The organism is Burkholderia pulmonis, from assembly GCF_984667975.1.
On the sequence record NZ_OZ480186.1, the window covers coordinates 1402118 to 1428849 of the forward strand.

Here is a 26732-nt window from a genome sequence, read left to right on the forward strand (position 1 = left end):
GTCATGTCCGCCGGAGCCGGCGCGGGCGCGATCGGCCGGCCTCGGCCAGTGCGAACACGCGCTGCAGCGCCGGATGGACGTTGCCGTGCCAGCGCGCCCCCGTAAACAACCCGTAGTGATCGCAATCGTCGATGTCGATACGGTGGCGCTCGCCGGCCGCGAGGCCGCTGCACAGGCCGAGCGCCGCATGCGTCTGGCCGGCGCCCGTGACCGTGTCGCATGCGCCTTCGACGGTCAGCAGCACGACGCCGCGCAGCGCGGCCGGGTCGACGCGCCGGCCGCCGACGTCCCACGTGCCGGTCGCGAGGCTCATGCGCTGGAACACGACGTCGACCGTATCGAGGAAATAGTCGGCCGGCATGTCGAGCAGTGCCGTGTATTCGAGCAGCGCACGCCGCGCGCCGGCGAGCCCGGCCATGTCGAAGCGCGACGCGGCCAGCGCGTAGGCCTCGATCAGCGTCAGGAAGCGCTTCGGATACAGGAGCGCGATTTCACCCTGCTGCAGATAGGTCGGGAACACGTGGCGGCCGTACCCCGCGAAGCCGGGCGGCACGATGTCGAGCAGGTGGCGCCGGCACCAGTCGAGCGAATGGCTGGCCGCCGCGGTGCCGAGCGCGCTCGGATTCAGGCGCGCATCGAGCGGGCCGCCGATCAGGGTCACGCTTGCGGGCGGCGCGAGGCCGCGCGCGGCACGCAGCGCGAGCGTGCCGAGCACCGGCACGGTCGCCTGGCACACGGCGACGACGTGCAGCGGCCGGTCGTCGTGCTGGAGTGCATCGACGAAGCCGTCGAGCATCGCGACATATTCGTCGAGCCCGAAACGGCCCGCCGCGAGCGGTACGTCGCGCGCATTGCGCCAGTCGGTCACGCAGACGTCGCCGTCGGCGAGCAGCGTCTCGGCGGTTTCCCGCATCATCACGGTCGCGTGCCCGGCGAGCGGCGCGCACAGCAGCACCGTGCGGCGCGCATCGTCGGCGTGGGCGAAGCGCCGCAGGTCGCAAAACGGCGTACGCGCGACGATTCGCTCGCTGATCGCGGGCCAATCGATGTCGAAGGACGGCGGCGCGGCCGGCGGCCCGAGCAGCGGTTCGAACAGGTCGTCGTAGCACGACGACGCAGCGTGCGGCAGCGAGGCCGCCGGCCATGCGTCGAACGCGTACCGTGTCGCCGCGCGCCAGGCGCGCATCCATTCCCGCTGCTGCTCGACGAGGGCATACCACATGGCGGACCTTGGGGCGGAAGGGGCGTGAACCTGCATTATGGTCACTGTGGCCGGGCAGCGGGAGCCGGGTGAGGCCCTAGGCGATGTCGCGCGACGCTGCTACAGTCATCGGTCCCATTCCCCTCAAGCGGAGCGTTTGCGATGAAGCTGATCGGCATGCTGGATTCCCCGTTCGTGCGCCGCGTCGCCATTTCGGCGAAGCTGCTCGACCTGCCGTTCGAACACGAATCGATCTCGGTGTTCCGCCATTTCGAGCAGTTCAGGGCGGTCAACCCGGTCGTCAAGGCGCCGACGCTCGTGGCCGACGACGGCGCGACGCTGATCGATTCGTCGCTGATCGTCGACTATCTCGATCACCTGGTGGCGCCGGAGCGGCGCCTGCTGCCGGACGCCGCCGATGCACGGCTGCGCGCGCTCGTGCCGGTCGGTTTCGCGCTGGCGGCGGCCGAGAAAACGGTGCAGATCGTCTACGAGCAGGCACTGCGCCCGTCCGACAAGCAGCACGCGCCGTGGATCGAACGCGTGTTGAGCCAGCTCGAAGGTGCGTACGGCGCACTGGAGCCGCTCGTCGCGGCCGCGAACGGCTGGTTCGGCGGTGCGCGGCTGCTGCAGTCGGACGTGACGGTCGCGGTGGCCTGGCGCTTCACGCAGTTCATGGCGGCCGATTATCCGGTGCTCGCGCGGCTCGATCCAGCCCGTTATCCGGCGCTCGCCGCGCATTCGGCGCGGGCGGAAGCGTTGCCGGTATTCGTCGAAACGCCGCTCGTCTAGGGCCCGGCGGCGGCCGACGGACTGCCGCATGACGCTGCCTGCCGCCCGCGGAGCCTTGCCCCGCAAGCCGCTGCCGATTGTTCGCAGCGGCTGACAAGTGACTTCGCATTCGCGCTGTTTATCCGGAGGCGGCCGGTCACTAGAATTCGCTCCATCGAATCACGCATTGCCAGATGGAGCCGATGATGAAAGCCCTGATCGAATCGAGCCTGTACCACCCGTCCGTCGTGTTGCCGCTTGCCGCGTTGACGCAGTTGATGGTCGAGCGCGATTTCAATCTCGGCCAGGTCGGGCTGATCATGGCCACGCGCGGCGCCCAGGCGGCCGTGTCGCGCTCGCGCGCGCTGATCTTCTGCCGTCATTGCGAAGCGCGCGCATGAAGGCGGCTGCGTCGAAAGGATGAAAAAAAGCCCGGCCGGCGCAAGCCGGTCGGGCGGATCGGGTTCGATCGGGCCCCGGCTTCGGCCGGGGCTTTTTCATTGGGCGGCGCTCACGCGCGTGCCGGCGTCGCGACGCCGTACATCTCGGGCGTGTCGTCCTCTTCGCGCAGCTTGCGCGCGAGCTGGTGCGCCTCGCGGCGCGTCGCGACGGCCGGCGGCGAGCCCTTCAGCGGCTGGCGCGCGGTTTCGGCGAGCGCGACGACCGACACGATGCCGATCAGGGCGGCGCCCATCATGTAGTACGCGGGCATCATCAGGTTGTGCGTCACGTCGACGAGCCAGGCGGTCATCAGCGGCGTCGTGCCGCCGAACAGCGACACCGACACGTTGAAGCCGATCGCGAGCGCGCCGTAGCGGATCTCGGTCGGGAACAGCGCGGGCAGCGCCGACGGCATCACGCCGGTGAAGCACGACAGCAGCACGCCGAGGATCAGCAGGCCGCCGAACACCGACGCGGTGGTGCCCGCATGGATCAGCATCATCGACGGGATCGACAGCACGAGCAGGCCGACGCAGCCGGCGAGCATCACGGGCTTGCGGCCGATCTTGTCGGACAGGCGGCCGGCGTACAGCGTCATCGGCATCATCAGCACCATCACGAGCAGCACGAGCACGAGGCTGTGCGATTCGTCGAAGTGCAGCGTCGACGACATGAAGCTCGGCAGGTACGACAGCACCATGTAGTCGGTCACGTTGAAGATCAGCACGAGGCCGACGCACAGCAGCAGCGCACGCCAGTTGCGCATCAGCGTTTCGCGGAAGCGCGCCTTCGGCACGGCCTTGTCCTGCGCTTCGCGCTCTTCGGCCTGGCGCTTGAACGCCGGCGTTTCCTCGAGCTTCATCCGGATGTAGAGGCCGATCAGGCCGAGCGGGCCCGCGATCAGGAACGGCACGCGCCAGCCCCACGACAGCAGCGCTTCCTGCGACAGCGACGCGGTGAGCAGCGCGACGACGCCTGCACCCATCACGTAACCGATCAGCGTGCCGAACTCGAGGAAGCTGCCCATGAAGCCGCGGCGCTTGTCGGTCGAGAATTCGGCGATGAAGGTGGCCGCGCCGCCGTATTCGCCGCCGGTCGAGAAACCCTGCACGAGGCGGGCGACGAGGAGCAGCACGGGCGCCATGATGCCGATCGACGCGTAGCTCGGGATCAGGCCGATCGCGAAGGTGCCGGCGGCCATCATGATCATCGTCGCGGCGAGCACGCGCTGGCGGCCGATGCGGTCGCCGAGCGGGCCGAACACCATGCCGCCGAGCGGGCGCACGAGGAACGCGGCCGCGAACGTGCCGAAGGTCGCGAGCAGCTGCGCGGACGGGCTGCTGGACGGGAAGAACACCTTGCCGAGCGTGACGGCGATGTAGCTGTAGACGCCGAAGTCGAACCATTCCATCGCATTGCCGATGGCCATCGCGCTGACGGCGCGCTTGAGCAGGCTCTGGTCGACGACGGTAATGTCGTCCACGGCGAGCGGGGCCTCGCCGGACGACGAAGCAGGGGAAGAGACAGCGGTCGGGCTGACGTGTGTTGCGGTCAAGGTCATGCACTCCTTTGACTGCGCCGGAACGGGCGGGCCGTCCGACACGGTTTGCCGGTGAGCGCGGGGTCGTGTGCTGCGCGTCGGGGCAGGCCATTAAGCACTTACTGCACAAAAGGCGGTAAAGGGCCACAAGGGGCTGCTTCGACGCGGGCCCGATGGGCCGTCGCGACAGTGCGCTCGAGAAGAATGGGCCGCGTGATGCAGGCGGCAGATGCCGGTGCGGACAATGGGTCCGGCGTTCCGGCAACGCCCCGGAGGGGCAGCGAAACGAGAAAAGCGGGCCTGTCGGGCGGGCTTTCCTGTGGATGCAATTCCGGTCGAAGCGCCGGCCCGCAATGCGCGAGCGGTCTTCTCTCGAAATCGAATAGACAGAGATTGAATGTTGAAACAGGCGACATGATAGCACGATGACGGATGATCGTGCAAATTGCCGGGAGGCGCCCGTCTGGCGGGGCATTCGGCGGCGCCCGCTCGGGTATGATCGGCGGCGCGCGGCGAGGCCGTGCGGCCCCCGGGAGCAGGGGGCAAATTCGCGAGAAACCGGATGACCGAACTGATGAAGATCGCGGCGCTGTTCGCCGTCACCGCGCTGGCCGAAATCGTCGGCTGCTACCTGCCGTGGCTCGTGCTGAAGGGCGGTCGCCCGGGCTGGCTGCTGGTGCCGGCCGCGCTGTCGCTCGCGCTGTTCGCATGGTTGCTGACGCTGCACCCGAGTGCGGCGGGGCGCACCTATGCCGCGTACGGCGGCGTGTACATTGCGGTGGCGCTGATCTGGCTGCGGGTGGTCGACGGCGTCGCGCTGACCCGCTGGGACGTGGCCGGCGCGGTGCTCGCGCTCGGCGGGATGGCCGTCATCGCGCTGCAGCCGCGCGCGTAGGCGCGGCCGCGGCGCGTGCGGCGGGCGTCAGGCCGTTTCGGCGGCGCCCGCGTTGGCGGACGTGCGCCACACGCAGGTGCCCTTGACCGACTTGTCGAGTTCGTCGAGCTGCGCCTGGTGCGCGGAGAGCTCGTCGTCGCTCGCGGCCACCACGGCCAGGTCGAGCGCGGCGAGCGCCACGCGCTGGCCGTTCGCGGCGCCGCCGCCGGCGCCCGCGTCGTCGAGCATGTCGATCACGAGGCTGTCCTGGCCGCGCGTCATCGCGAGGTACACCTCGGCGAGCAGCTCCGAGTCGAGCAGTGCGCCGTGCAGCGTCCGGTGCGCGTTGCTGATGCCGAAGCGGTCGCACAGTGCGTCGAGCGAGTTGCGCTTGCCGGGGAACATCTGCTTGGCCTGCACGAGCGTGTCGATCACGCCGCCGCACTGTTCGGTGAACGGCGGCAGCTTGAGTCGCGCGAATTCGGCGTCGAGGAAGCCAAGGTCGAACGGCGCGTTGTGGATGATCAGCTCGGCGTCCTTCACGAAGTCGCGGATCTGGTCGGCGACTTCCGCGAACTTCGGCTTGTCGCTGAGGAATTCGGTCGTGAGGCCGTGCACCGCCAGTGCGCCCGGATCGCTGTCGCGCTCGGGGTTCACGTAGAAGTGCAGGTTGTTGCCGGTGAGCCGCCGGTTCAGCAGCTCGACGCAGCCGATTTCGATGAGGCGGTCGCCCGTGCGGGCGTTCAGGCCGGTGGTTTCGGTATCGAGAATGATCTGGCGCATGTCGGGAAAAGCAAAGAAAACAGGGGAGGCGGCCGGCGTTCAGGCCGTGAGCGATTCGACGCCGCGATTCGCGAGCGCGTCCGCGCGTTCGTTTTCGGGATGGCCGGCGTGACCCTTGACCCAGCGCCACTCGACCTCGTGCTGCGCGACGAGCGCATCGAGCCGCTTCCAGAGATCGGCATTCTTCACGGGCGTCTTCGCCGCGGTGATCCAGCCTTTCTTCTTCCAGCCGTGGATCCACTCGCTGATGCCTTTCTGCACGTATTGCGAGTCGGTATGCACGATCACCTGACACGGCCGCTTCAGCGCTTCGAGCGCGGCGATCACGCCCATCAGCTCCATGCGGTTGTTGGTCGTGTTGGGCTCGCCGCCGAACAGTTCCTTCTCCTTGTCGCCGTAGCGCATCAGTGCGCCCCAGCCGCCGGGGCCGGGGTTGCCCTTGCAGGCGCCGTCGGTATAGATGTCGATGGTATCGGTTGTCATGAATGTTCTTGATGGGTGGTCGGGGAGGCCGCCGGCGTCAGGCCCGGTGCGAGCACGGGCTTCTTCATCTTGATCTGGCCGACGAGACGCATGCCGCGCACGCGCTTGACGGCCGTCACCATGTAGACGGCGCCGAAGATCGGCCACCAGCGGTCGCCGGCGGCCTCCATGAAGCCGTAGCGGCCCAGCCACTTGTCGGTGACGAGCGGCGGCCGGTAACAGCCGAAGCGGCCGCGTTCGAGGTCGAAGCCGAGCAGCTTGATCCAGTCCTTGAGCCGGATGAACGCGATCTGGTCGCGCGTGGCCGGCACGAACGGGCGGTTCGCCATGCGGCCGAACGACTGCCGCATGCCCCACAGGCTGAGCGAGTTGAAGCCGGTGATCACGAGCTGGCCTTCCGGCATCAGCACGCGTTCGGCCTCGCGCAGCAGGCGGTGCGGATCGGACGTGAATTCGAGCGTGTGCGGCATCACGATCAGGTCGACGCTCTGCGACTCGAACGGCAGGTCGAGCAGGTCGCACCAGGTCGTGCTGCGACCGGCGGGCGCGTGCACGGCCGCGTGTGCTTCGCGCGCCCACGGATACTGGTACGGCGCGCTCGCGCCGCTGGCCGGATCGAGCACGAGGCCGCGATACGGCATGCGGTTCTCGCGCAGCGCGTCGAGCTGCGGCAGGCCGAGTTGCAGCGCGTGAAACCCGAAGACGTTGGACACGATCCGGTCGAGCTGCGCCTGCTCCCAGTCCAGCACGTAGCGGCCGGGAGGCGAGTCGGTCCAGGCGGGCCAGTCTATAATTTGACGATCAGACATAACGATGATTGCGCGCCCATGAACGAGCTGGAATACGTGCCGGTTCCGGCATTCGATGACAACTATATCTGGCTCGTCTCGGACGGCCGCGATGCAATCGCCGTCGATCCGGGTGAAGCCGCGCCCGTACGCCGGGTTCTTGCCGAACGAGGCTGGCGGTTGACCGCTATTTTACTCACGCACCACCACGCCGACCACGTCGGCGGTGTCGAGGCGCTGCGCAATAGCCAACCGGACGATGCTCCGCTGACCGTTTACGGCCCTGCCGCCGAAGCGATCGGCGTGGTCACGCGGCCGCTTGCAGGCGGCGATCGCGTGACGCTCGATGCGCCGGCCGCCGCGTTCGACGTGCTCGACGTACCCGGTCATACGCGCGGCCACATCGCGTATTTCCAGACGGCCGGGCAGGGCAACGCAGTGCCGCACGTGTTCTGCGGCGACACGCTGTTCTCGTGCGGCTGCGGCCGCCTGTTCGAAGGCACGCCCGCGCAGATGCTCGCGTCGCTCGACGCGCTCGCGGCGCTGCCGGGCGACACGCGCGTGCATTGTGCACACGAATACACGCTGTCGAACATCCGCTTCGCGCTCGCGTGCGAGCCCGGCAATGCGGCGCTCGCCGCGTGGCGTGACGAGGCGCAGGCGCTGCGTGCGCGCGGCGTGCCGACGCTGCCCACTACGATTGCCCACGAGCGTGCCGTTAACCCGTTCATGCGGGCGGACAGCGCGGCGATTCACGCCACGCTCGAGGCCGAGCTGCACGAAACAGTGCCGGATCGTCTGGCGGCATTCACGCTGATGCGCGAGTGGAAAAACCGGTTCCGATGATGATTTCCGGAGGACTCCAAAGCTCAAGCGGTGTCTGTAAAAATTGCTCCAAATGTAGGATTTCGCTGAGTTTTCGGTGTTTTTATTGACGTGAAGCACGCACTTCCGTAGTATCGCCTGCAATTTCCAGCCGTCGGAAGCCGAGATTTTCATGCGACTTATATTGAGTGCGATGGTGGTGCTGCTACTCGCCGCTTGTGCGAGCCAGGCCCCTGTCGCCAACAACGCCGCCGATTCGCAGGCGACGTCCAACTACCTCCGTAAATCAGCCACCGCCAAAGAAACTGTCGACGTCGACAAGCAATCCGTCGGCGACCTGACCAGTGCCGACTCCGATCTGTGGGGGCGCATTCGTCGCGGCTTCCAGATGCCCGACCTGCAGAGCGACCTCGTCGACATGCAGACGACGTGGTACACGCAGCGTCCCGATTACGTGCAGCGCATGACCGAGCGCTCGCAGAAGTACCTGTACCACATCGTCGAGGAGCTCGAGGCGCGTCACATGCCGACCGAGCTCGCGCTGCTGCCGTTCATCGAGTCCGCGTACAACCCGCAGGCGCTGTCGGTCGCGAAGGCGGCCGGCATGTGGCAGTTCATGCCCGGCACCGGCCGCACGTACAACCTGAAGCGCAACATGTGGCAGGACGAGCGTCGCGACGTGCTCGCGTCGACGAGCGCCGCGCTCGACTACCTGTCGCGCCTGCATGACATGTTCGGCGACTGGTATCTGGCGCTGGCCGCGTACAACTGGGGCGAGGGCAACGTGCAGCGCGCGATCGCGCGCAACCAGGCGGCCGGCCTGCCGACCGACTACCAGAGCCTGCGGATGCCGAACGAGACGCGCAACTACGTGCCGAAGCTGCAGGCGGTGAAGAACATCATCGCGAGCCCGCAGCAGTATGGCCTGACGCTGCCGGACATCCCGAACCACCCGTATTTCGTGACGGTCACGACGTCGCGCGACATCGACGTGGCGGTGGCCGCGAAGCTCGCGAACCTGTCGCTCGACGAGTTCCGCTCGCTGAACCCGTCGTTCTCGAAGCCCGTGATCCTCGGTGCGACCGATCCGCAGATCCTGCTGCCGTTCGACAACGCATCGGCGTTCGAGAAGAACCTGAAGGCGTACAACGGCCAGCTGTCGTCGTGGACCACCTACACGGTCAGCGAACGGGCGCGCCCGGCCGCGATTGCCGAAAAGATCGGCGTCGACGCCGATACGCTGATGTCGGTCAACAAGATTCCGGCCGGCATGCGCCTGAAGCCGGGCTCGACGATCGTCGTGCCGCGCGGCGACGATGACGACGAGGACATCAGCGCCGACGTCGCCGAAAACGGCGCGCTCGCGATGGAGCCCGACGTACCCGATACGCGCAAGATGCTGATCCGCGTGCGCCGCAAGCAGTCGATGGCGGCGATCGCCGGCCGCTACGGCGTGTCGGTCGGCCAGCTCAAGGCGTGGAACCGGACGCACCGCGATCTCGTGATGCCGGGCCAGGCGCTCGTGCTGCACGTGCCGGTCGGCCGTTCGGTGCCGGCGGAACCCGGTCCGGAGCGGATCGCGACGTCGGCCGGCGGTGCGCACATCGAGCGCGCCAGCCTGGCGGTAGGCGGCAAGTCGCACGGCGCGAAGCGCGGTGCCGCGAAGCCGGCGCCCAAGTCGGCGAAGGCGGTTCCCGCCAAGGCTGCGCCGGCCAAGGCCGCCGCGCACAAGGGCAAGAAGAAGTAACGCGGCTGCCGCGCGCAGCGGGCGGGCCGGTCCGGTTCGCGCGATTGCGCTATCATCCGACGAATTGCGACGAAACGCCGTCACCGAGGTGACGGCGTTTTCGTTTGTGTGCGGCGCGGGGGCGCTGTTCCGGAAGTCTTCTAAAACAAGGGGAAGTGATGTCGTCGGTGCAGGTGAGGGTGCTCGCGCTGTTTTCGGTCGGGTATTTCGTGTCGTATGTGTTCCGCGGCGTCAATCTGGGCTTCGCGCCGTTCGTCACGCACGAACTCGGGCTGTCGGCCGCCGATCTCGGCCTGCTGACGAGCCTCTATTTCCTCGGCTTCGCGGGCGCGCAGATTCCCGCCGGCGTGATGCTCGACCACTTCGGCCCGCGTCGCGTGACGGCCGGCATGCTGCTGTTCGCGGCGGCCGGTGCGGCCGTGTTCGGCGCCGCGCACAGCCTCGGCACGATGATGGCCGGCCGGCTGCTGATCGGCGTCGGTGTATCGGTGTGTCTCGGTGCGGCGTTCAAGGCGCTCGCGCAGCATTTCCCGGTCGGCCGTCTGCCGCTCGTCAACGGCCTCGTGATGGCCGTGGGCGGCCTCGGCGGCGTGATGGTCGGCTCGCCGTTGACCTGGCTGCTCGGCTGGACGAGCTGGCGCGCGATCTGTTTCGGCCTCGCGGTGCTGACGGTAATCGTCGCGGCGTCGATCAGCTTCGGTGCGCCCGAGGCGAAGCAGGTGCGCCACCAGGGCGGGCTCGTCAGCCAGTTCAAGGGGACGTGGCACATCCTGAGCAGCCGCGCGTTCTGGAAGATCTCGTCGTTCTCCGTCGTCACGCAGGGCGTGTTCTACGCGATGCAGTCGCTGTGGGTCGGGCCGTACCTGCGCGATGTCGGCGGATTCGATGCGCCGCATGCCGCGCGTCTCGTGTCGGTGCTCGGCTTCGCGATGATGGCCGGCTGCGTCGGCTTCGGCGCGGCGGCGCGCGTGCTGGAGCGGCGCGGCGTGTCGGTCTACGCATTCTGCGGGGTCGGCATGGCGCTGTTCGTCGCGACGCAGGTCGCGATCGTCGCGCGCGTGCCGCTGCCGCCGGCCGTGCTGTGGGCGGCGTACGGGATGTTCGGCGGCGTGGGGATCCTGACCTATGCGGTGATGGCCGGGCACTTCCCCGCCCATCTGATCGGCCGCGCGAACACGACGCTCACGCTCGTGATCTTCCTGCTGATCTTTGCGTTCCAGATCGGCGTCGGCGCGGTCCTGTCGCACTGGCCGGCAGTCGATGGCCGTTATCCGGCCGCCGCGCACTTCACCGCGTGGGGCGTGCTGCTCGCGCTGCAGCTCGCGAGTGCGGTCTGGTACGTATGGCCCGCGCGAGGCGCTGGCCAAGCGCACTGATCCGGCGGTACGCTGGCGGATGGGGCGGCCGCGGAAACGGGGCCGCAGCACGTCGCGCCGCGCTTCCGGGCGCGGCGCGCACACGATCGGACGGCCATATCGATTGAAGATAAGGCCATTTTCAGGCTATAATTTGAAAGTTTGTGCTGATCAACCTCGCACCCTAGCGCCTACCTCATTCATCCCGTTCATCCGCCGCACGCCGTCTGCCGGGCGATGCCGCGAAGCCTCGTGCGCCACGCGCCGGGTTCGCGTCTCGACAACGCAGGCCGCGTCCAGCAAGCGACCACGCGCGCCCACGCAGCGCGGCGCTCGCGCGGCAGGGTAAACAGGTCGGCAGCAGGGTGTTCCCCAAGGAGCCTCCCGTGTTGCCGTCTTTTTCTCCCGCCTTGCTTGCACTCGCCGACGGCACGGTCTTTCGTGGTTATTCGATCGGGGCCGAAGGCCACACGATCGGCGAAGTCGTGTTCAATACCGCGATCACCGGCTATCAGGAAATCCTGACTGATCCGAGCTACTCGCGCCAGATCGTCACGCTCACCTACCCGCATATCGGCAACGTCGGCGTCAATGCCGAAGACGTCGAAGCCACGAAAGTCCATGCCGCCGGCCTGATCATCCGTGATCTGCCCACGCTCGCATCGAACTTCCGCATGGACCGCACGCTCGGCGATTACCTGCGCGACGAAGGCGTCGTCGCGATCGCCGGCATCGATACCCGCAAGCTGACCCGCATCCTGCGCGACAAGGGCGCGCAGAGCGGCTGCATCCTGGCCGGCTCGGACGACGAGGCGAAGGCGATCGAGCTCGCGCGCTCGTTCGCGGGCCTCGCGGGCATGGATCTCGCGAAGGTCGTGTCGACCACCAAGCCGTTCGAGTGGAAGCAGACGGAATGGCGCCTCGAAGGCGGCTACGGCATGCAGGAAACGCCGAAGTACCGCGTCGTCGCCTACGATTTCGGCGTCAAGTACAACATCCTGCGCATGCTCGCCGAGCGCGGCTGCCACGTGACGGTGCTGCCGGCACAGGCGAGCGCGGAAGATGCGCTCGCGCTGAATCCGGACGGCATCTTCCTGTCGAACGGCCCCGGCGATCCGGAGCCGTGCGATTACGCGATCGCGGCCACGAAGGAATTCATCGCGCGCGGCGTGCCGACCTTCGGCATCTGCCTTGGCCACCAGATCATGGGCCTCGCGGTCGGCGCGAAGACGCTGAAGATGAAGACGGGTCACCACGGCGCGAACCATCCGGTGAAGGATCTCGGCGACGGTCGTGTCGTGATCACGTCGCAGAACCACGGCTTCGCGGTCGACGCCGATTCGCTGCCGGCCAACGCGCGCGTGACGCACGTGTCGCTGTTCGACGGCACGCTGCAGGGCTTCGAGCTGACCGACAAGCCGGCCTTCTGCTTCCAGGGTCACCCGGAAGCGTCGCCCGGCCCGCACGACATCGGCTATCTGTTCGACCGTTTCACCGCGCTGATGGACGCGGCGAAGCAGCGCAACGCTTAAGTCACTGACGCAACCGAAGGACGGGAGATTCACATCATGTTCGGCCACGCACTCGGCATCACGGATATCTGGACCTACGTGTTCGGCGTGATCTTCATCATCCTGCTGCCGGGGCCGAACTCGATGTACGTGCTGTCGCTCGCGGCGCAGCGCGGCGTGAAGGCCGGCTATCGCGCGGCCTGCGGCGTGTTCGTCGGCGATACCGTGCTGATGGTGCTGTCCGCCGCGGGCGTCGCGTCGCTGCTGAAGGCGAACCCGCTGCTGTTCTCCGTCGTCAAGTACGGCGGCGCCGCGTACCTGCTCTACATCGGCACCGGCATGCTGCGCAGCGCGTGGCAGAAGCTGCGCGCGCCGGCGAATGCGCCGGCCGAGGCAGCGCCCGCGGTCGACGGCGAGCGGCCGTTCCGCAAGGCGCTGATCGTGAGCCTGCTGAATCCGAAGGCGATCCTGTTCTTCATCTCGTTCTTCATCCAGTTCGTCGACCCGGCATTTCCGCATCCCGCGCTGTCGTTCGTCGTGCTCGGGGCGATCGCGCAGTGCGCGAGCTTCCTGTACCTGAGCACGCTGATCTTCGCGGGTGCGCGGCTCGCCGAGCACTTCCGCCGCCGCCGCAAGCTCGCGGCAGGCGCGGCGAGCAGCGTGGGCGGCCTGTTCATCGGTTTCTCGGTGAAGCTTGCGCTCGCGACCATGAGCTGAGCGCTGCCGGCCGACCCACGACAACGATTACTTACTGAATTCACAAGCCATGCCAAAACGCACAGACATCAAGAGCATCCTCATCATCGGCGCCGGCCCGATCATCATCGGCCAGGCGTGCGAGTTCGACTATTCGGGCGCGCAGGCTTGCAAGGCGTTGCGTGAGGAGGGCTACAAGGTCGTTCTCGTCAACAGCAACCCGGCGACGATCATGACCGACCCGAACACGGCCGACGTGACCTACATCGAGCCGATCACGTGGGAAGTCGTCGCGCGCATCATCGAGAAGGAGCGCCCGGACGCGATCCTGCCGACGATGGGTGGCCAGACCGCGCTGAACTGCGCGCTCGACCTGCACCACCACGGCGTGCTCGAGAAGTTCGGCGTCGAGCTGATCGGCGCGTCGCCGGAAGCGATCGACAAGGCTGAAGACCGCCAGAAGTTCAAGGACGCGATGACCAAGATCGGTCTCGGTTCCGCGAAGTCGGGCGTCGCACACTCGATGGAAGAGGCGACCAAGGTCCACGCCGAGATCATGGAGCTCACCGGCGGCAGCGGCTACCCGGTCGTGATCCGTCCGTCGTTCACGCTCGGCGGCTCGGGCGGCGGCATTGCGTACAACCGTGAAGAGTTCGAAGAGATCTGCAAGCGCGGTCTCGACCTGTCGCCCACGCGCGAGCTGCTGATCGAAGAGTCGCTGCTCGGCTGGAAGGAATACGAGATGGAAGTCGTGCGCGACCGCGCCGACAACTGCATCATCGTCTGCTCGATCGAAAACCTCGACCCGATGGGCGTGCACACCGGCGATTCCATCACGGTCGCGCCGGCGCAGACGCTCACCGACAAGGAATACCAGATCCTGCGTAACGCATCGCTCGCGGTGCTGCGCGAGATCGGCGTCGACACGGGCGGTTCGAACGTGCAGTTCTCGATCAACCCGAAGGACGGCCGCATGGTCGTCATCGAGATGAACCCGCGCGTGTCGCGTTCGTCGGCGCTCGCGTCGAAGGCCACCGGCTTCCCGATCGCGAAGGTCGCCGCGAAGCTGGCGGTCGGCTACACGCTCGACGAGCTGAAGAACGAAATCACCGGCGGCCTGACGCCGGCGTCGTTCGAGCCGACGATCGACTACGTCGTCACGAAGATCCCGCGTTTCGCGTTCGAGAAGTTCCGTGAAGCCGATTCGCGCCTGACGACGCAGATGAAGTCGGTCGGCGAAGTGATGGCGATCGGCCGCACGTTCCAGGAGTCGTTCCAGAAGGCGCTGCGCGGCCTCGAAGTCGGCGTCGACGGTCTCGACGAGAAGTCGACCAACCGCGACGAAATCGCGATCGAGATCCACGAGCCGGGCCCGGACCGCATCTGGTACGTCGGCGATGCGTTCCGCATCGGCATGACGGCCGAGGAAATCTTCGAGGAAACCGCGATCGACCCGTGGTTCCTAGAGCAGATCGAGCAGATCGTCCTGAAGGAAAAGGCGCTGTCGGACCGCACGCTTGCATCGCTGACGTTCGACGAGCTGCGTTACGTGAAGCAGAGCGGCTTCTCCGACCGCCGCCTCGCGAAGCTGCTCGGCGCGACGCCGGAAGACGTGCGCAAGCGCCGCGTCGAGCTGAACGTACGCCCGGTCTACAAGCGCGTCGACACGTGCGCGGCCGAGTTCGCGACGAAGACGGCCTACATGTACTCGACCTACGAGGAAGAGTGCGAGGCGCAGCCGACCACGAACAAGAAGATCATGGTGCTGGGCGGCGGCCCGAACCGGATCGGCCAGGGCATCGAGTTCGACTACTGCTGCGTGCACGCGGCGCTCGCGATGCGCGAAGACGGCTACGAAACGATCATGGTCAACTGCAACCCGGAAACGGTGTCGACCGACTATGACACGTCCGACCGCCTGTACTTCGAGCCGCTGACGCTCGAAGACGTGCTCGAGATCGTCGACAAGGAAAAGCCGGTCGGCGTGATCGTCCAGTACGGCGGCCAGACGCCGCTGAAGCTCGCGCTCGATCTCGAGGCGCACGGCGTGCCGATCGTCGGCACGTCGCCGGACATGATCGACGCGGCCGAAGACCGCGAACGCTTCCAGAAGCTGCTGCAGGACCTCGGCCTGCGCCAGCCGCCGAACCGCACCGCACGCGCCGAAGACGAAGCGCTCGCGCTCGCGGAAGAAATCGGCTATCCGCTCGTCGTGCGCCCGTCGTACGTGCTGGGCGGCCGCGCGATGGAAATCGTCCACGAGCCGCGCGACCTCGAGCGCTACATGCGCGAGGCCGTGAAGGTGTCGAACGATTCGCCGGTGCTGCTCGACCGCTTCCTGAACGACGCGATCGAGTGCGACGTCGACTGCATCTGCGACGGCGAAGCCGTGTTCATCGGCGGCGTGATGGAGCACATCGAGCAGGCGGGCGTCCACTCGGGCGACTCGGCATGCTCGCTGCCGCCGTACTCGCTGTCGAAGGAAACCGTGGCCGAGCTGAAGCGCCAGACGGGTGCGATGGCGAAGGCGCTGAACGTGATCGGCCTGATGAACGTGCAGTTCGCGATCCAGCAGGTGCCGCAGGCGGACGGTTCGAAGCAGGACATCATCTACGTGCTGGAAGTGAACCCGCGCGCATCGCGCACGGTGCCGTACGTGTCGAAGGCGACCAGCCTGCCACTCGCGAAGATCGCGGCGCGCGCGATGGTCGGCCAGAAGCTCGCGCAGCAGGGCGTGACGAAGGAAGTCGAGCCGCCGTACTTCAGCGTGAAGGAAGCCGTGTTCCCGTTCGTCAAGTTCCCGGCCGTCGATCCGGTCCTCGGGCCTGAAATGCGTTCGACCGGCGAAGTGATGGGTGTCGGCCAGACGTTCGGCGAAGCGCTGTTCAAGTCGCAGCTCGCGGCCGGTTCGCGCCTGCCGGAGTCGGGCACGGTGCTGCTGACCGTGATGGATGCCGATAAACCGAAGGCCGTCGAAGTCGCGCGCATGCTGCACGATCTCGGCTACCCGATCGTCGCGACGAAGGGGACGGCTGCCGCGATCGAAGCGGCCGGCGTGCCGGTGAAGGTCGTGAACAAGGTGAAGGACGGCCGTCCGCACATCGTCGACATGATCAAGAACGGCGAGATCGCCCTTGTGTTCACGACGGTCGACGAGACGCGCCAGGCGATCGCCGATTCGCGTTCGATCCGCATGAGCGCGCAGGCGCACAAGGTCACGTACTACACGACGATGTCGGGCGCGCGCGCTGCCGTCGAAGGCTTGCGCTACCTGAAGGATCTGGAAGTCTATGATTTACAAGGTCTTCACGCTCGCCTAAACTAAGCAGTCAGTTACCTGTCGAAGCAACACGTGCCGCGATTAGGCGGTGTTTCCAGTGCATCGGAAGCGCGCTTAATCGCGGTGATTTTTTTTATAGCCGTTTTTAGCGATTGAGCCGTTTATGAGCACCATTCCGTTGACAAAGCGTGGCGCAGAGCAACTGCGCGATGAATTGCAGCGCCTCAAGTCCGTCGAGCGGCCGGCCGTGATCAACGCGATCGCGGAGGCCCGCGCACAGGGCGATCTGTCGGAAAACGCCGAATACGATGCCGCGAAGGAAAAGCAGGGTTTCATCGAGGGTCGAATCGCCGATCTCGAATCGAAGCTGTCCGCCGCGCAAGTCATCGATCCGACGGTGCTCGATGCCGATGGTCGCGTGGTGTTTGCCGCGACGGTCGAACTCGAGGATCTCGAGTCGGGCGACACCGTCAAGTACCAGATCGTCGGCGACGACGAAGCCGATATCGATCACGGCCTGATCTCGGTCAGCTCGCCGATCGCTCGCGCACTGATCGGCAAGTCCGAAGGCGACGTCGCGGCCGTGCAGGCGCCGAGCGGCGTGCGCGAGTACGAAATCATCTCGGTCAGCTACGTCTGAAGCGGGGCGACGTGATGCCGCATCGCGTGTTCCGTCTGCTGTCGGCCGTGTGGGTCGGCAGCCTGCTGACGATCGGGTATGCGGTCGCGCCCGTATTGTTCAAGACGCTGGAACGGATGACGGCCGGTTCGGTCGCCGCCCAGCTGTTCCGTATCGAGGCGATCCTCGGTGTCGTGTGCGGCGTGCTGCTGCTCGCATTGTCGAACCAGCAGGTGCGGCGCGGCAGCAGCGAATATCGCCGCGTGCGCTGGGTCGTCGCCGCGATGGTCGTGTGCGTGCTGGTCGGGTATTTCGCGCTGCAGCCGTTCATGAACGCGCTGCGCGTGGCCGCGATGGATGCGGGCACCGATATCGCGAACTCGCCGTATGCGAGCCGCTTCGGCATGCTCCACGGTGTCTCGAGCGTGTTCTATCTCGTCGAGAGCGTGCTGGGGCTGATGCTGATCTGGCGTCTGCCGGCGCGCGACGCCTGAGCGCCGCGCGGGCAGGGCGGCACGGGATGCCCCGTGCCGCACGCGTGGCTTACTTGTCCTGGAACGGCCGCTTGGTGCTCGCCTGACGCTTTTTCGCGCGCTTCACGGTGCCGCCCGCCGTCACGCGCTCGTTGCCGCGCACGACGACTTTCGTCGGCTTCGGGCGACGCACGGGGCTCGCGTTCGGCGACACCTTGATGACCTTGACGGTGCGCGGGGCACGGCCTTTCTTGTCGTCGACGGCTTCGGCCGCGCTCGGCAGCGTGCCGGCACGACGGCCGCGGGTCGGGGCCGCTGCGGCGGCTTCGGGCTTCCAGATCACCAGCAGCTTGCCGATGTGCTGGATCGGCGCCGCGCTCAGGCGGTCGCAGATCTCGTCGTAGATCGCGATGCGCTCGTCGCGTTCGTCGCCGAACACGCGGATCTTGATCAGCTGGTGCGCGTTGAGGTGCACCTTGATTTCCTTCAGCACGGCGTCGGTGAGCCCTTCGGCGCCGATCAGCACGACGGGCTTGAGCGCATGGGCCTGGGAGCGCAGCGCGGAGCGCTCGGCGGGAGAAAGCGAAAGGGCGGGCATGGAAATGTCGAAATCTATATAAGGGCGCGCTGACTGAATGGCGGTTGCGGAAAGTTACCGCGTCAGCCGTGCGCCGAAACCACGTAAAATCGCGGCTTGGGCCTGAAAAGGGGCCGCAGCCGCGCGAATAAGACGCGTATTATCCGCTAAAAGCGCGGCTTCACGAAGCAATTGGCAGCAATCTCTCTCTCGAATGGCAAAAAACCGCTTCAACCAGCACTGGCTGCACGACCACATCAACGACCCGTACGTCAAAATGGCGCAGCGGGAGGGCTATCGCGCGCGCGCCGCGTACAAGCTGAAGGAAATCGACGAGCAGGACAAGCTGATCCGTCCGGGCCAGGTGATCGTCGACCTCGGCGCCACGCCGGGCAGCTGGAGCCAGTATGCCCGCAACAAGCTCGCGCAGGGCAGGAAGCGTGACGCGGAGCGCGAAGGCGGCATCGACGGCACGATCGTTGCGCTCGACATCCTGCCGATGGAGCCGATCGCCGACGTCCACTTCCTCCAGGGCGACTTCCGCGAGGACGACATCCTCCATCAGCTCGAAGAAGTGCTCGAAGGCCGCGAGGTGGACCTTGTTATTTCCGACATGGCCCCCAACCTCTCCGGCGTGGCCTCGGCGGACGCGGCGCGCATCGAGCACCTGTGCGATCTGGCGCTCGAATTCGCGCAGAACCATCTGAAGCCGGACGGTGCGCTGCTCGTGAAATGCTTTCACGGCAGCGGCTACAGCCAGATCGTCGAGAAATTCAAACAGCAGTTTAAGGTTGTCGCGCCGCGCAAGCCCAAGGCATCCCGCGACAAATCGTCCGAAACGTTCATTTTGGGTCGGCAGCTGAAGCATCCGCGATGAAGCGGGGCACGATGCCGCAAACGGGCTCCGGCCCTTGCCAGACAAGCGAAGCGCTATCGCGGCGGTTGTCAATGCTTATGGCGAGGGTGGTCGGACTGGATTAGAATGACCGAGGGGCGCCGCAAGGAAAATGTAGGCGCTCGTCTACGAGTGAAGGAGTGGTGCTTTGAACAACAATATGTTTTCGAAGGCAGCGGTGTGGCTGGTGATCGCACTGGTGCTGTTTACGGTGTTCAAGCAGTTCGACAAGCCCCGCGTGCAGGAAGGCGTGTCCTATTCGCAGTTCATGGACGACGCCAAGAACGGCAAGGTCAAGAACGTCATCGTTCAGGGGCGCAACCTCACCGTCACTCCGGCTGATGGCCAGAAATACCAGATCGTGTCGCCCGGCGACATCTGGATGGTCGGCGATCTGATGAAGTACGGCGTCCAGGTCAGCGGCAAGGCCGACGACGAGCCGAACGCGCTGATGTCCGCGCTGTACTACCTCGGGCCGACGATCCTGATCATCGTGTTCTGGTTCTACATGATGAGGCAGATGCAGGGGGGCGGCAAAGGCGGCGCATTCTCGTTCGGGAAATCGCGCGCGCGGCTGATCGACGAGAACAACAACGCGGTGAACTTCTCCGACGTCGCGGGCTGCGACGAAGCGAAGGAAGAAGTGTCCGAGCTCGTCGACTTCCTGCGCGATCCGCAGAAATTCCAGAAGCTGGGCGGCCGCATTCCACGCGGCGTGCTGCTCGTCGGCCCTCCGGGTACCGGCAAGACGCTGCTGGCCCGCGCGATCGCCGGTGAAGCGAAGGTGCCGTTCTTCAGCATCTCGGGTTCGGACTTCGTCGAAATGTTCGTCGGTGTCGGTGCGGCCCGTGTGCGCGACATGTTCGAGCAGGCGAAGAAGCACGCACCGTGCATCGTGTTCATCGACGAAATCGATGCGGTCGGCCGTCATCGCGGCGCCGGCATGGGCGGTGGCAACGACGAACGCGAGCAGACGCTGAACCAGATGCTGGTCGAGATGGACGGCTTCGAGGCGAACTCGGGCGTGATCGTGATCGCCGCGACCAACCGTTCCGACGTGCTCGACAAGGCGCTGCTGCGTCCGGGCCGTTTCGACCGCCAGGTCTATGTCGGCCTGCCGGACATCCGTGGTCGCGAGCAGATCATGCGCGTGCACCTGCGCAAGGTGCCGATCGCGAACGACGTCGACGCGGCAGTCATCGCACGCGGCACGCCGGGCTTCTCGGGCGCCGATCTCGCGAACCTCGTGAACGAGGCGGCGCTGTTCGCCGCACGCCGTGGCAAGCGGATCGTCGAGATGCAGGATTTCGAAGATGCGAAGGACAAGATCTTCATGGGTCCGGAGCGCAAGTCGGCCGTGATCCGCGAAGAAGCGAAGCGCGCAACCGCGTATCACGAGTCGGGCCATGCGGTGGTCGCGAAGCTGCTGCCGAAGGCCGACCCGGTGCACAAGGTCACGATCATCCCGCGCGGCCGTGCGCTGGGTGTCACGTGGCAGTTGCCGGAGCATGACAACGAGACGTATTCGAAGGACTACCTGCTGGACCGCCTCGCGATCCTGTTCGGTGGCCGGGTGGCGGAAGAGCTGTTCATGAACCTCGTCAGCACCGGCGCGTCGGACGACTTCAACAAGGCAACGCAGACGGCGCGTGCGATGGTGGCCCGTTTCGGCATGACGGACGCACTCGGACCGATGGTCTACGTCGACGACGAGAACGATGCATCGCCGTTCGGCCGCGGTTTCACGCGCACGATTTCGGAAGCGACGCAGCAGAAGGTCGACGCGGAAATTCGTCGCGTGCTGGACGATCAATACAACCTCGCGCGACGCCTGCTGGACGAGAACCGCGACAAGGTCGAAGCGATGACGGCCGCACTGATGGAGTGGGAAACGATCGACGCCGATCAGATCAACGACATCATGGAAGGCCGTCCGCCGCGCTCGCCGAAGAGCTCGCCGGCTGTCGGCGGCGATTCGTCGGGCGGTGGCAGCAGCGCCGAGGTCAAGCCCGGCAATACGCCGGCGCCGGCTTCTCCGACGGCGTAATCTCCGCTTTAGCACCGTTCACGGGCTGGTGTGACTTCACACCGGCCCGTTTTGCATTCATCCACGCCCGTCGCTCGTGTCCGATTCCGCAGTTTCCCCGTTCATTCCCGCGCCACTCCGGTGCGGCCGCTTCGAACTGACGTTCGAACGCCCGCTGGTGATGGGCATCCTCAACGCCACGCCTGATTCGTTCTCCGACGGCGGCCGCTTCCTGGTGCGCGACGATGCGCTGCGCCAGGCCGAGCGAATGATCGCCGAAGGCGCGGACCTGCTCGATATCGGTGGCGAATCGACGCGCCCCGGCGCGCCGCCCGTGCCGCTCGACGAGGAACTCGCGCGCGTGATTCCGCTCGTCGAGGCGCTGCGGCCGTTGAACGTGCCGCTGTCGATCGACACCTACAAGCCGGCCGTGATGCGCGCGGCGCTGGCTGCCGGTGCGGACTTGATCAACGACATCTGGGGATTCCGTCAGCCGGGCGCGATCGACGCGGTGCGCGACGGCAACAGCGGGCTATGCGCGATGCACATGCTCGGCGAGCCGCAGACGATGCAGGTCGGTGAGCCCGACTACGGCGACGTCGTGACCGACGTGCGCGATTTTCTCGCCGAGCGCGCGCAGGCGCTGCACGATGCGGGCATTGCGCCGGAACGGATCTGCGTCGATCCCGGCTTCGGGTTCGGCAAGGCGGTTGTCGACGACAACTATGCGCTGCTGGCCGCGTTGCCGGACACGGCGCCCGCGCGGCCCGACGGGCGCGCCTATCCCATTCTCGCCGGCATGTCGCGCAAGTCGATGCTCGGCGCGGTGATCGGCGGCAAGCCGCCGATGGAGCGCGTCGCGGCGAGCGTGGCGGCCGCATTGTGTGCGGTCGGCCGTGGCGCTGCGATCGTGCGCGTGCACGACGTCGCGGCGACGGTCGATGCATTGAAAGTCTGGAATGCCGTGCGCGAAGCCGCGCGGCAACGATAAGTCAGAAAACGAAGGAGGAAGAACCCCATGGGACGTCGCTATTTCGGCACGGACGGCATTCGCGGCACGGTGGGCGAGGCACCCATCACGCCGGATTTCGTATTGCGTCTCGGCTATGCGGCCGGCAAGGTACTGGCCGGCTCGGCCGACGTGGCGGCAGGCTCGCGTCCGACCGTGCTGATCGGCAAGGACACGCGCGTGTCGGGCTACATGCTCGAAGCCGCGCTCGAGGCCGGATTCTCGGCCGCCGGCGTCGACGTGATGCTGGCCGGCCCGATGCCGACGCCGGGCGTGGCCTATCTGACGCGTGCGCTGCGCCTGTCGGCCGGCGTCGTGATCAGTGCCTCGCACAACCCGTATCACGACAACGGGATCAAGTTTTTCTCGGCTGATGGCAACAAGCTGCCCGACGACACCGAGGCGGCGATCGAAGCGTGGCTCGACAAGCCGCTCGAATGCGCGTCGTCCGACGGTCTCGGCAAGGCGCGTCGTCTCGACGACGCAGCCGGTCGCTATATCGAATTCTGCAAGAGCACGTTCCCGGCCGCGTTCGACCTGCGCGGGCTGAAGCTCGTGATCGATTGCGCGCACGGCGCCGCATACCAGATCGCGCCGCACGTGTTCCACGAGCTCGGGGCGGATGTCATTCCGATCGGTGTCGCGCCAAACGGCTTCAACATCAACGACGGCGTCGGCGCGACCGCGCCGGACGCGCTGGTGCGCGCGGTGCGCGCGAACCACGCCGATCTCGGCATTGCGCTCGACGGCGATGCGGATCGCCTGCAGGTCGTCGACGCAGCAGGGCGCTTGTACAACGGCGACGAGCTGCTCTACGTGCTCGTGAAGGACCGGATCGCGACCGAAGGCAAGGTCGACGGCGCGGTCGGCACGCTGATGACGAACCTGGCCGTCGAAGTCGCCCTGCAGCGCGAAGGCGTGAAGTTCGTCCGCGCGGCGGTCGGCGACCGCTACGTGCTCGAACAGCTGCGCGAGAACGGCTGGCAGCTCGGTGCGGAAGGGTCGGGACACATCCTGTCGCTCGACCGGCATTCGACCGGCGACGGCATCGTGTCGGCGCTGCTCGTGCTGGCCGCGCTGAAGCGCAGCGGCCGCACCCTCGCGCAGATGCTCGACGGCGTCACGCTGTTCCCGCAGAAGCTGATCAACGTGCGGATGAAGCCGGGCGCCGACTGGAAGGGCAGCGCATCGATTCGCGCGGCGATCGACGCAGCCGAAGCCGCACTCGCCGGCAGCGGCCGCGTGCTGATCCGGGCGTCGGGCACGGAGCCCGTGCTGCGCGTGATGGTCGAGGCGCAGCAGGCGGCCGATGCGGTGCGCCATGCGGAGACGATCGCCGACGCGGTGCGCGCGGCGACAACCTGACGCAGGATGCCGGCGCGGGGCAGTCGTGCCGCCCGCGCGCCGGCTTCCCGTGAACCGGCAGGCGGCGCCTTCGAGGTGCCGCCATTTCGTCAGACGCAAAGGTTTGCGATATCAATAGAGGCGCGTTTCCCTACACGCATTCTGCCGATCAAATAACTCCTCCGACCCCGGATATCCAGTTCGCTGCAGACGGGGCTTCCCGCGCCGCCGACACTGCGCTACGATCCGCCGGCACGCCCGAAAACGGGTATCCGCACCGTCCTCGCCAGGCAGGCAATTCTTGCCGCCATCGCCGCTTCGTCGCCGTCCAGGCGCTGCCCGCAGCGCACCCGCTACTCCCTTTCAACCAGTCATGTTACTGTCACGCCAGTTTCATCGATTGTCACATTACCGTCATGAGCAGCCCCTAACCTTCGCGGTGCCGTAGTCATCCGCTCACACACTGGAGGTCTCATGAAATTGATGCAAACCGCGATTGCCGGCCTGGCTGGCGCGCTTTTCGCCGTCGCCGCCCACGCTGCCGACATCACGGGCGCAGGCAGCACGTTCGCGATGCCGATCTATACGAAATGGGCTGCCGACTACCAGCAGTCCGGCGGTTCGAAGGTCAACTACCAGGGCATCGGCTCGTCGGGCGGCCTGAAGCAGATCGTCGCGAAGACGGTCGATTTTGCCGGTTCGGACGCTCCGCTGAAGGATGACGAACTCGCGAAGGAAGGCCTGTTCCAGTTCCCGACGGTGGTCGGCGGCGTGGTGCCGGTCGTCAACGTGCCGGGCGTGAAGGCCGGTGAACTGACGCTGTCGGGCCCGGTGCTCGGCGACATCTACCTCGGCAAGATCAAGAAGTGGAACGACCCGGCGATCGCCGCGCTGAACCCGAAGGTCAAGCTGCCGGACACGGACATCGCCGTGGTTCGCCGCGCTGACGGTTCGGGCACGAGCTTCATCTGGACGAACTACCTGTCGAAGGTCAACGACGAGTGGAAGTCGAAGATCGGCGAAGGCACGACGGTCAACTGGCCGACGGGTACGGGCGGCAAGGGCAACGACGGCGTCGCAGCCTTCGTGCAGCGCCTGCCGGGCGCGATCGGCTACGTCGAATGGGCGTACGCGAAGAAGAACAACATGGTCTACACGGCCCTAAAGAACTCGACGGGCACGGTGGTTGAGCCGAAGACGGAAACGTTCAAGGCCGCTGCTGCCGGCGCGAACTGGTCGAAGTCGTTCTACCAGATCCTGACGAACCAGCCGGGCAAGGAAGCATGGCCGGTCGTCGGCGCGACGTTCGTGCTGCTGCACGCAAAGCAGGACAAGCCGGAGCAGGGCGCCGAAACGCTGAAGTTCTTCGACTGGGCGTTCAAGAACGGCGGCAAGGCGGCTGACGGCCTCGACTACATCTCGCTGCCGTCGGCGGTCGAGACGGAAATCCGCAAGCAGTGGAAGGCGAAGGTGACGGACGCTTCGGGCAAGCCGGTCGCCGCCGAGTAACAAGCATTGCAGCGGTTCGCTGCCCGGCCGTACCGGTCGGGCAGTGTGTGCGGTAAAGCCGGGCGTCACGGCGCCCGGCAATCAAAAGCAGGCACCCATGTCTGATATTTCCTACACGTCCTCCCGATCGCCCGACGGTGCGCAGCGCGCGCCGAGCCGTCTTGGGGATGTCCTGTTCGGCGGCCTTGCACGGCTCGCCGCGATCGTGACCCTGCTGCTGCTGGGCGGGATCATCGTTTCCCTGATCGTTGCGTCGATGCCGACCATCCAGAAGTTCGGCCTCGGCTTCCTGTGGCAATCCGAGTGGGATCCCAACTCGGACGTCTATGGCGCACTCGTGCCGATCTACGGCACGATCGTGACGTCGCTCATTGCGCTTGTCATCGCGGTGCCCGTCAGTTTCGGCATCGCCCTGTTTCTCACCGAATTGTCGCCCGTGTGGCTGCGCCGCCCGCTCGGCATCGCGATCGAGCTGCTCGCCGCGATTCCGTCGATCGTGTACGGCATGTGGGGGCTGCTCGTGTTCGCGCCGATCTTCGCCGAATACTTCCAGAAGCCGCTCGGCCGCCTGTTCCAGGACGTCTGGGTGCTCGGCCCGCTGACGGCCGGCCCGCCGATCGGCATCGGCATCCTCGCGGCCGGCGTGATCCTCGCGATCATGATCATCCCGTACATCGCGTCGGTGATGCGCGACGTGTTCGAGGTCACGCCCGTGCTGCTGAAGGAATCGGCGTACGGGATCGGCTGCACGACCTGGGAAGTGATGTGGAAGGTCGTGCTGCCCTATACGAAGACCGGCGTGATCGGCGGCGTGATGCTCGGCCTCGGCCGCGCGCTCGGCGAAACGATGGCCGTGACCTTCGTGATCGGCAACACGAACCTGCTCGACAGCGTGTCGCTGTTCGCGCCGGGCAACAGCATCACATCGGCGCTCGCGAACGAATTCGCGGAAGCGCAGCCGGGCCTGCATACGTCCGCGCTGATGGAACTGGGCCTGATCCTGTTCGTGATCACGTTCATCGTGCTGACCATCTCCAAACTGCTGCTGCTTCGTCTCGAGAAGGGAGAGGGCAAGAAATGAGCGAGCCCATCATGAATTTCCCGGGGCCGGACGGCGCCGTGCTCGACGCGATGCGCGCCCGCCTGCAGCGCAAGCGCAAGGCGGTCAACGCGCTCGCGCTCACCGCGGCGCTCGGTGCGATGGCATTCGGCCTGCTGTGGCTCGTGTGGATTCTCTACACGACGATCCATCTCGGTATCGGCGGCCTGTCGCTGCAGCTGTTCACCGAATCGACGCCGGCACCGAACACCGAAGGCGGCGGTCTCGCGAACGCGATCGTCGGCAGCTTGCTGCTGTGCGGCTTCGGCACGCTGGTCGGCACGCCGATCGGCATCCTCGCGGGTGTCTATCTCGCCGAATACGGCCAGAAGAACCTGCTGGCAGGCACGATCCGCTTCATCAACGACATCCTGCTGTCGGCACCGTCGATCGTCATCGGCCTGTTCGTGTACGCGATCGTCGTGGCGAAGTCGGGGCGCTTCTCGGGCTGGGCCGGCGTCATCGCGCTCGCCCTGCTGCAGATTCCGATCGTGATCCGCACGACCGAGAACATGCTGAAGCTCGTGCCGAATGCGCTGCGTGAAGCGGCCGTCGCGCTCGGCACGCCGAAGTGGCGGATGGTGCTGAAGATCACGCTGCGCGCGTCGGTCGGCGGGATCGTGACGGGGGTGCTGCTCGCGATTGCACGGATCGCCGGCGAAACGGCGCCGCTGCTGTTCACCGCGCTGTCGAACCAGTTCTTCTCGTGGGACATGAGCCAGCCGATGGCGAACCTGCCCGTCACGATCTACAAGTTCGCGATGAGCCCGTTCGCGGAATGGCAGTCGCTCGCATGGGCGGGCGTGTTCCTGATTACGCTCGGGGTGCTCGGACTCAACGTCCTGGCGCGCTCGATCTTCTCGAAAAAGTAACGGCGGAGCAATCC

General features: G+C 66.4%; 24 protein-coding genes. 18 read left to right on the plus strand and 6 right to left on the minus strand.

Going from position 1 to position 26732, the window contains the following annotated elements; all coding sequences use genetic code 11:
• Nucleotide 1: 1 nt before the first annotated feature.
• Entirely contained in the window at nucleotides 2–1222 is a 1221-nt protein-coding gene (locus AC5LXK_RS06595) for a polyhydroxyalkanoate depolymerase (protein ID WP_493390850.1), read from the minus strand.
• A gap of 141 nt (nucleotides 1223–1363) precedes the next feature.
• On the opposite strand from AC5LXK_RS06595, the gene AC5LXK_RS06600 reads away from it, so the two are divergent.
• On the plus strand, nucleotides 1364–1993 hold the full coding sequence (locus AC5LXK_RS06600) for a glutathione S-transferase family protein (protein WP_493390851.1): 630 nt from the start codon (nucleotides 1364–1366) through the stop codon (nucleotides 1991–1993).
• Nucleotides 1994–2166: 173 nt separating this feature from the next.
• On the plus strand, nucleotides 2167–2373 hold the full coding sequence (locus AC5LXK_RS06605) for a hypothetical protein (protein ID WP_006491323.1): 207 nt from the start codon (nucleotides 2167–2169) through the stop codon (nucleotides 2371–2373).
• 110 nt (nucleotides 2374–2483) lie between these two features.
• On the opposite strand, the gene proP is transcribed toward AC5LXK_RS06605, so the two are convergent.
• Nucleotides 2484–3974 (minus strand): glycine betaine/L-proline transporter ProP, encoded by a 1491-nt coding sequence (proP, locus tag AC5LXK_RS06610; RefSeq protein ID WP_493390852.1) that lies wholly within the window; start codon nucleotides 3972–3974, stop codon nucleotides 2484–2486.
• A gap of 541 nt (nucleotides 3975–4515) precedes the next feature.
• On the opposite strand from proP, the gene AC5LXK_RS06615 reads away from it, so the two are divergent.
• A complete protein-coding gene (locus AC5LXK_RS06615; protein WP_493390853.1) occupies nucleotides 4516–4848 on the plus strand; it encodes a YnfA family protein in 333 nt (110 codons plus the stop codon).
• A gap of 27 nt (nucleotides 4849–4875) precedes the next feature.
• Here AC5LXK_RS06615 and dnaQ read toward each other — a convergent pair whose 3' ends face one another.
• The 3 genes from dnaQ to AC5LXK_RS06630 are packed head-to-tail and all read right to left on the minus strand — an operon-like array spanning nucleotide 4876 to nucleotide 6902.
• Entirely contained in the window at nucleotides 4876–5610 is a 735-nt protein-coding gene (gene dnaQ, locus AC5LXK_RS06620) for a DNA polymerase III subunit epsilon (protein WP_493390854.1), read from the minus strand.
• 39 nt (nucleotides 5611–5649) lie between these two features.
• Nucleotides 5650–6093 (minus strand): ribonuclease HI, encoded by a 444-nt coding sequence (gene rnhA / locus AC5LXK_RS06625; RefSeq protein WP_011351593.1) that lies wholly within the window; start codon nucleotides 6091–6093, stop codon nucleotides 5650–5652.
• Entirely contained in the window at nucleotides 6090–6902 is an 813-nt protein-coding gene (locus AC5LXK_RS06630) for a class I SAM-dependent methyltransferase (RefSeq protein ID WP_493390855.1), read from the minus strand. The genes rnhA and AC5LXK_RS06630 overlap by 4 nt, the downstream gene beginning before the upstream one ends.
• Before the next feature lie 18 nt (nucleotides 6903–6920).
• On the opposite strand from AC5LXK_RS06630, the gene gloB reads away from it, so the two are divergent.
• The 8 genes from gloB to AC5LXK_RS06670 all read left to right on the plus strand — a co-directional run bounded on the left by gloB (nucleotide 6921) and on the right by AC5LXK_RS06670 (nucleotide 17408).
• Nucleotides 6921–7727 carry a hydroxyacylglutathione hydrolase gene (gene gloB / locus AC5LXK_RS06635; RefSeq protein ID WP_493390856.1) on the plus strand — a complete coding sequence of 269 codons (807 nt, stop codon included), beginning with the start codon at nucleotides 6921–6923 and terminating at the stop codon, nucleotides 7725–7727.
• A 151-nt stretch (nucleotides 7728–7878) separates the two neighbouring features.
• Entirely contained in the window at nucleotides 7879–9453 is a 1575-nt protein-coding gene (locus tag AC5LXK_RS06640; RefSeq protein ID WP_493390857.1) for a transglycosylase SLT domain-containing protein, read from the plus strand.
• Nucleotides 9454–9611: 158 nt separating this feature from the next.
• Nucleotides 9612–10829 (plus strand): MFS transporter, encoded by a 1218-nt coding sequence (locus tag AC5LXK_RS06645; protein ID WP_493390858.1) that lies wholly within the window; start codon nucleotides 9612–9614, stop codon nucleotides 10827–10829.
• Nucleotides 10830–11194: 365 nt separating this feature from the next.
• Nucleotides 11195–12340, plus strand: coding sequence for a glutamine-hydrolyzing carbamoyl-phosphate synthase small subunit (gene carA, locus AC5LXK_RS06650; RefSeq protein ID WP_493390859.1), 1146 nt, complete (start codon nucleotides 11195–11197; stop codon nucleotides 12338–12340).
• 36 nt (nucleotides 12341–12376) lie between these two features.
• A complete protein-coding gene (gene leuE / locus AC5LXK_RS06655) occupies nucleotides 12377–13036 on the plus strand; it encodes a leucine efflux protein LeuE (RefSeq protein ID WP_175842762.1) in 660 nt (219 codons plus the stop codon).
• A gap of 49 nt (nucleotides 13037–13085) precedes the next feature.
• Nucleotides 13086–16340: a carbamoyl-phosphate synthase large subunit gene (carB, locus tag AC5LXK_RS06660; RefSeq protein WP_493390860.1), complete on the plus strand. Its 3255-nt coding sequence runs from the start codon at nucleotides 13086–13088 to the stop codon at nucleotides 16338–16340.
• 118 nt (nucleotides 16341–16458) lie between these two features.
• The gene (greA, locus tag AC5LXK_RS06665; RefSeq protein ID WP_175842752.1) at nucleotides 16459–16935 is read left to right on the plus strand and encodes a transcription elongation factor GreA; all 477 of its coding nucleotides are present in this window, start codon (nucleotides 16459–16461) and stop codon (nucleotides 16933–16935) included.
• Nucleotides 16936–16949: 14 nt separating this feature from the next.
• Nucleotides 16950–17408, plus strand: coding sequence for a DUF4149 domain-containing protein (locus AC5LXK_RS06670; protein ID WP_021163361.1), 459 nt, complete (start codon nucleotides 16950–16952; stop codon nucleotides 17406–17408).
• 49 nt (nucleotides 17409–17457) lie between these two features.
• Here the strand turns inward: AC5LXK_RS06670 and AC5LXK_RS06675 are convergent, their stop codons facing one another.
• Complete coding sequence (locus AC5LXK_RS06675) at nucleotides 17458–17985, minus strand: YhbY family RNA-binding protein (RefSeq protein WP_493390861.1); 528 nt, start codon at nucleotides 17983–17985, stop codon at nucleotides 17458–17460.
• 193 nt (nucleotides 17986–18178) lie between these two features.
• On the opposite strand from AC5LXK_RS06675, the gene AC5LXK_RS06680 reads away from it, so the two are divergent.
• From AC5LXK_RS06680 to pstA, 7 genes are all read left to right on the plus strand, one after another.
• Entirely contained in the window at nucleotides 18179–18841 is a 663-nt protein-coding gene (locus AC5LXK_RS06680; protein ID WP_493390862.1) for an RlmE family RNA methyltransferase, read from the plus strand.
• 166 nt (nucleotides 18842–19007) lie between these two features.
• Nucleotides 19008–20906: an ATP-dependent zinc metalloprotease FtsH gene (ftsH, locus tag AC5LXK_RS06685; protein WP_493390863.1), complete on the plus strand. Its 1899-nt coding sequence runs from the start codon at nucleotides 19008–19010 to the stop codon at nucleotides 20904–20906.
• A 76-nt stretch (nucleotides 20907–20982) separates the two neighbouring features.
• Complete coding sequence (gene folP / locus AC5LXK_RS06690; RefSeq protein WP_493390864.1) at nucleotides 20983–21876, plus strand: dihydropteroate synthase; 894 nt, start codon at nucleotides 20983–20985, stop codon at nucleotides 21874–21876.
• Nucleotides 21877–21903: 27 nt separating this feature from the next.
• Nucleotides 21904–23259, plus strand: coding sequence for a phosphoglucosamine mutase (gene glmM / locus AC5LXK_RS06695; RefSeq protein WP_493390865.1), 1356 nt, complete (start codon nucleotides 21904–21906; stop codon nucleotides 23257–23259).
• A 453-nt stretch (nucleotides 23260–23712) separates the two neighbouring features.
• The gene (gene pstS, locus AC5LXK_RS06700) at nucleotides 23713–24747 is read left to right on the plus strand and encodes a phosphate ABC transporter substrate-binding protein PstS (protein ID WP_493390866.1); all 1035 of its coding nucleotides are present in this window, start codon (nucleotides 23713–23715) and stop codon (nucleotides 24745–24747) included.
• Between the two features lie 97 nt (nucleotides 24748–24844).
• Nucleotides 24845–25828: a phosphate ABC transporter permease PstC gene (gene pstC / locus AC5LXK_RS06705; RefSeq protein WP_493390867.1), complete on the plus strand. Its 984-nt coding sequence runs from the start codon at nucleotides 24845–24847 to the stop codon at nucleotides 25826–25828.
• Nucleotides 25825–26718: a phosphate ABC transporter permease PstA gene (gene pstA, locus AC5LXK_RS06710; protein ID WP_493390868.1), complete on the plus strand. Its 894-nt coding sequence runs from the start codon at nucleotides 25825–25827 to the stop codon at nucleotides 26716–26718. Before pstC ends, pstA begins: the two co-directional genes overlap by 4 nt.
• Nucleotides 26719–26732: the final 14 nt, after the last annotated feature.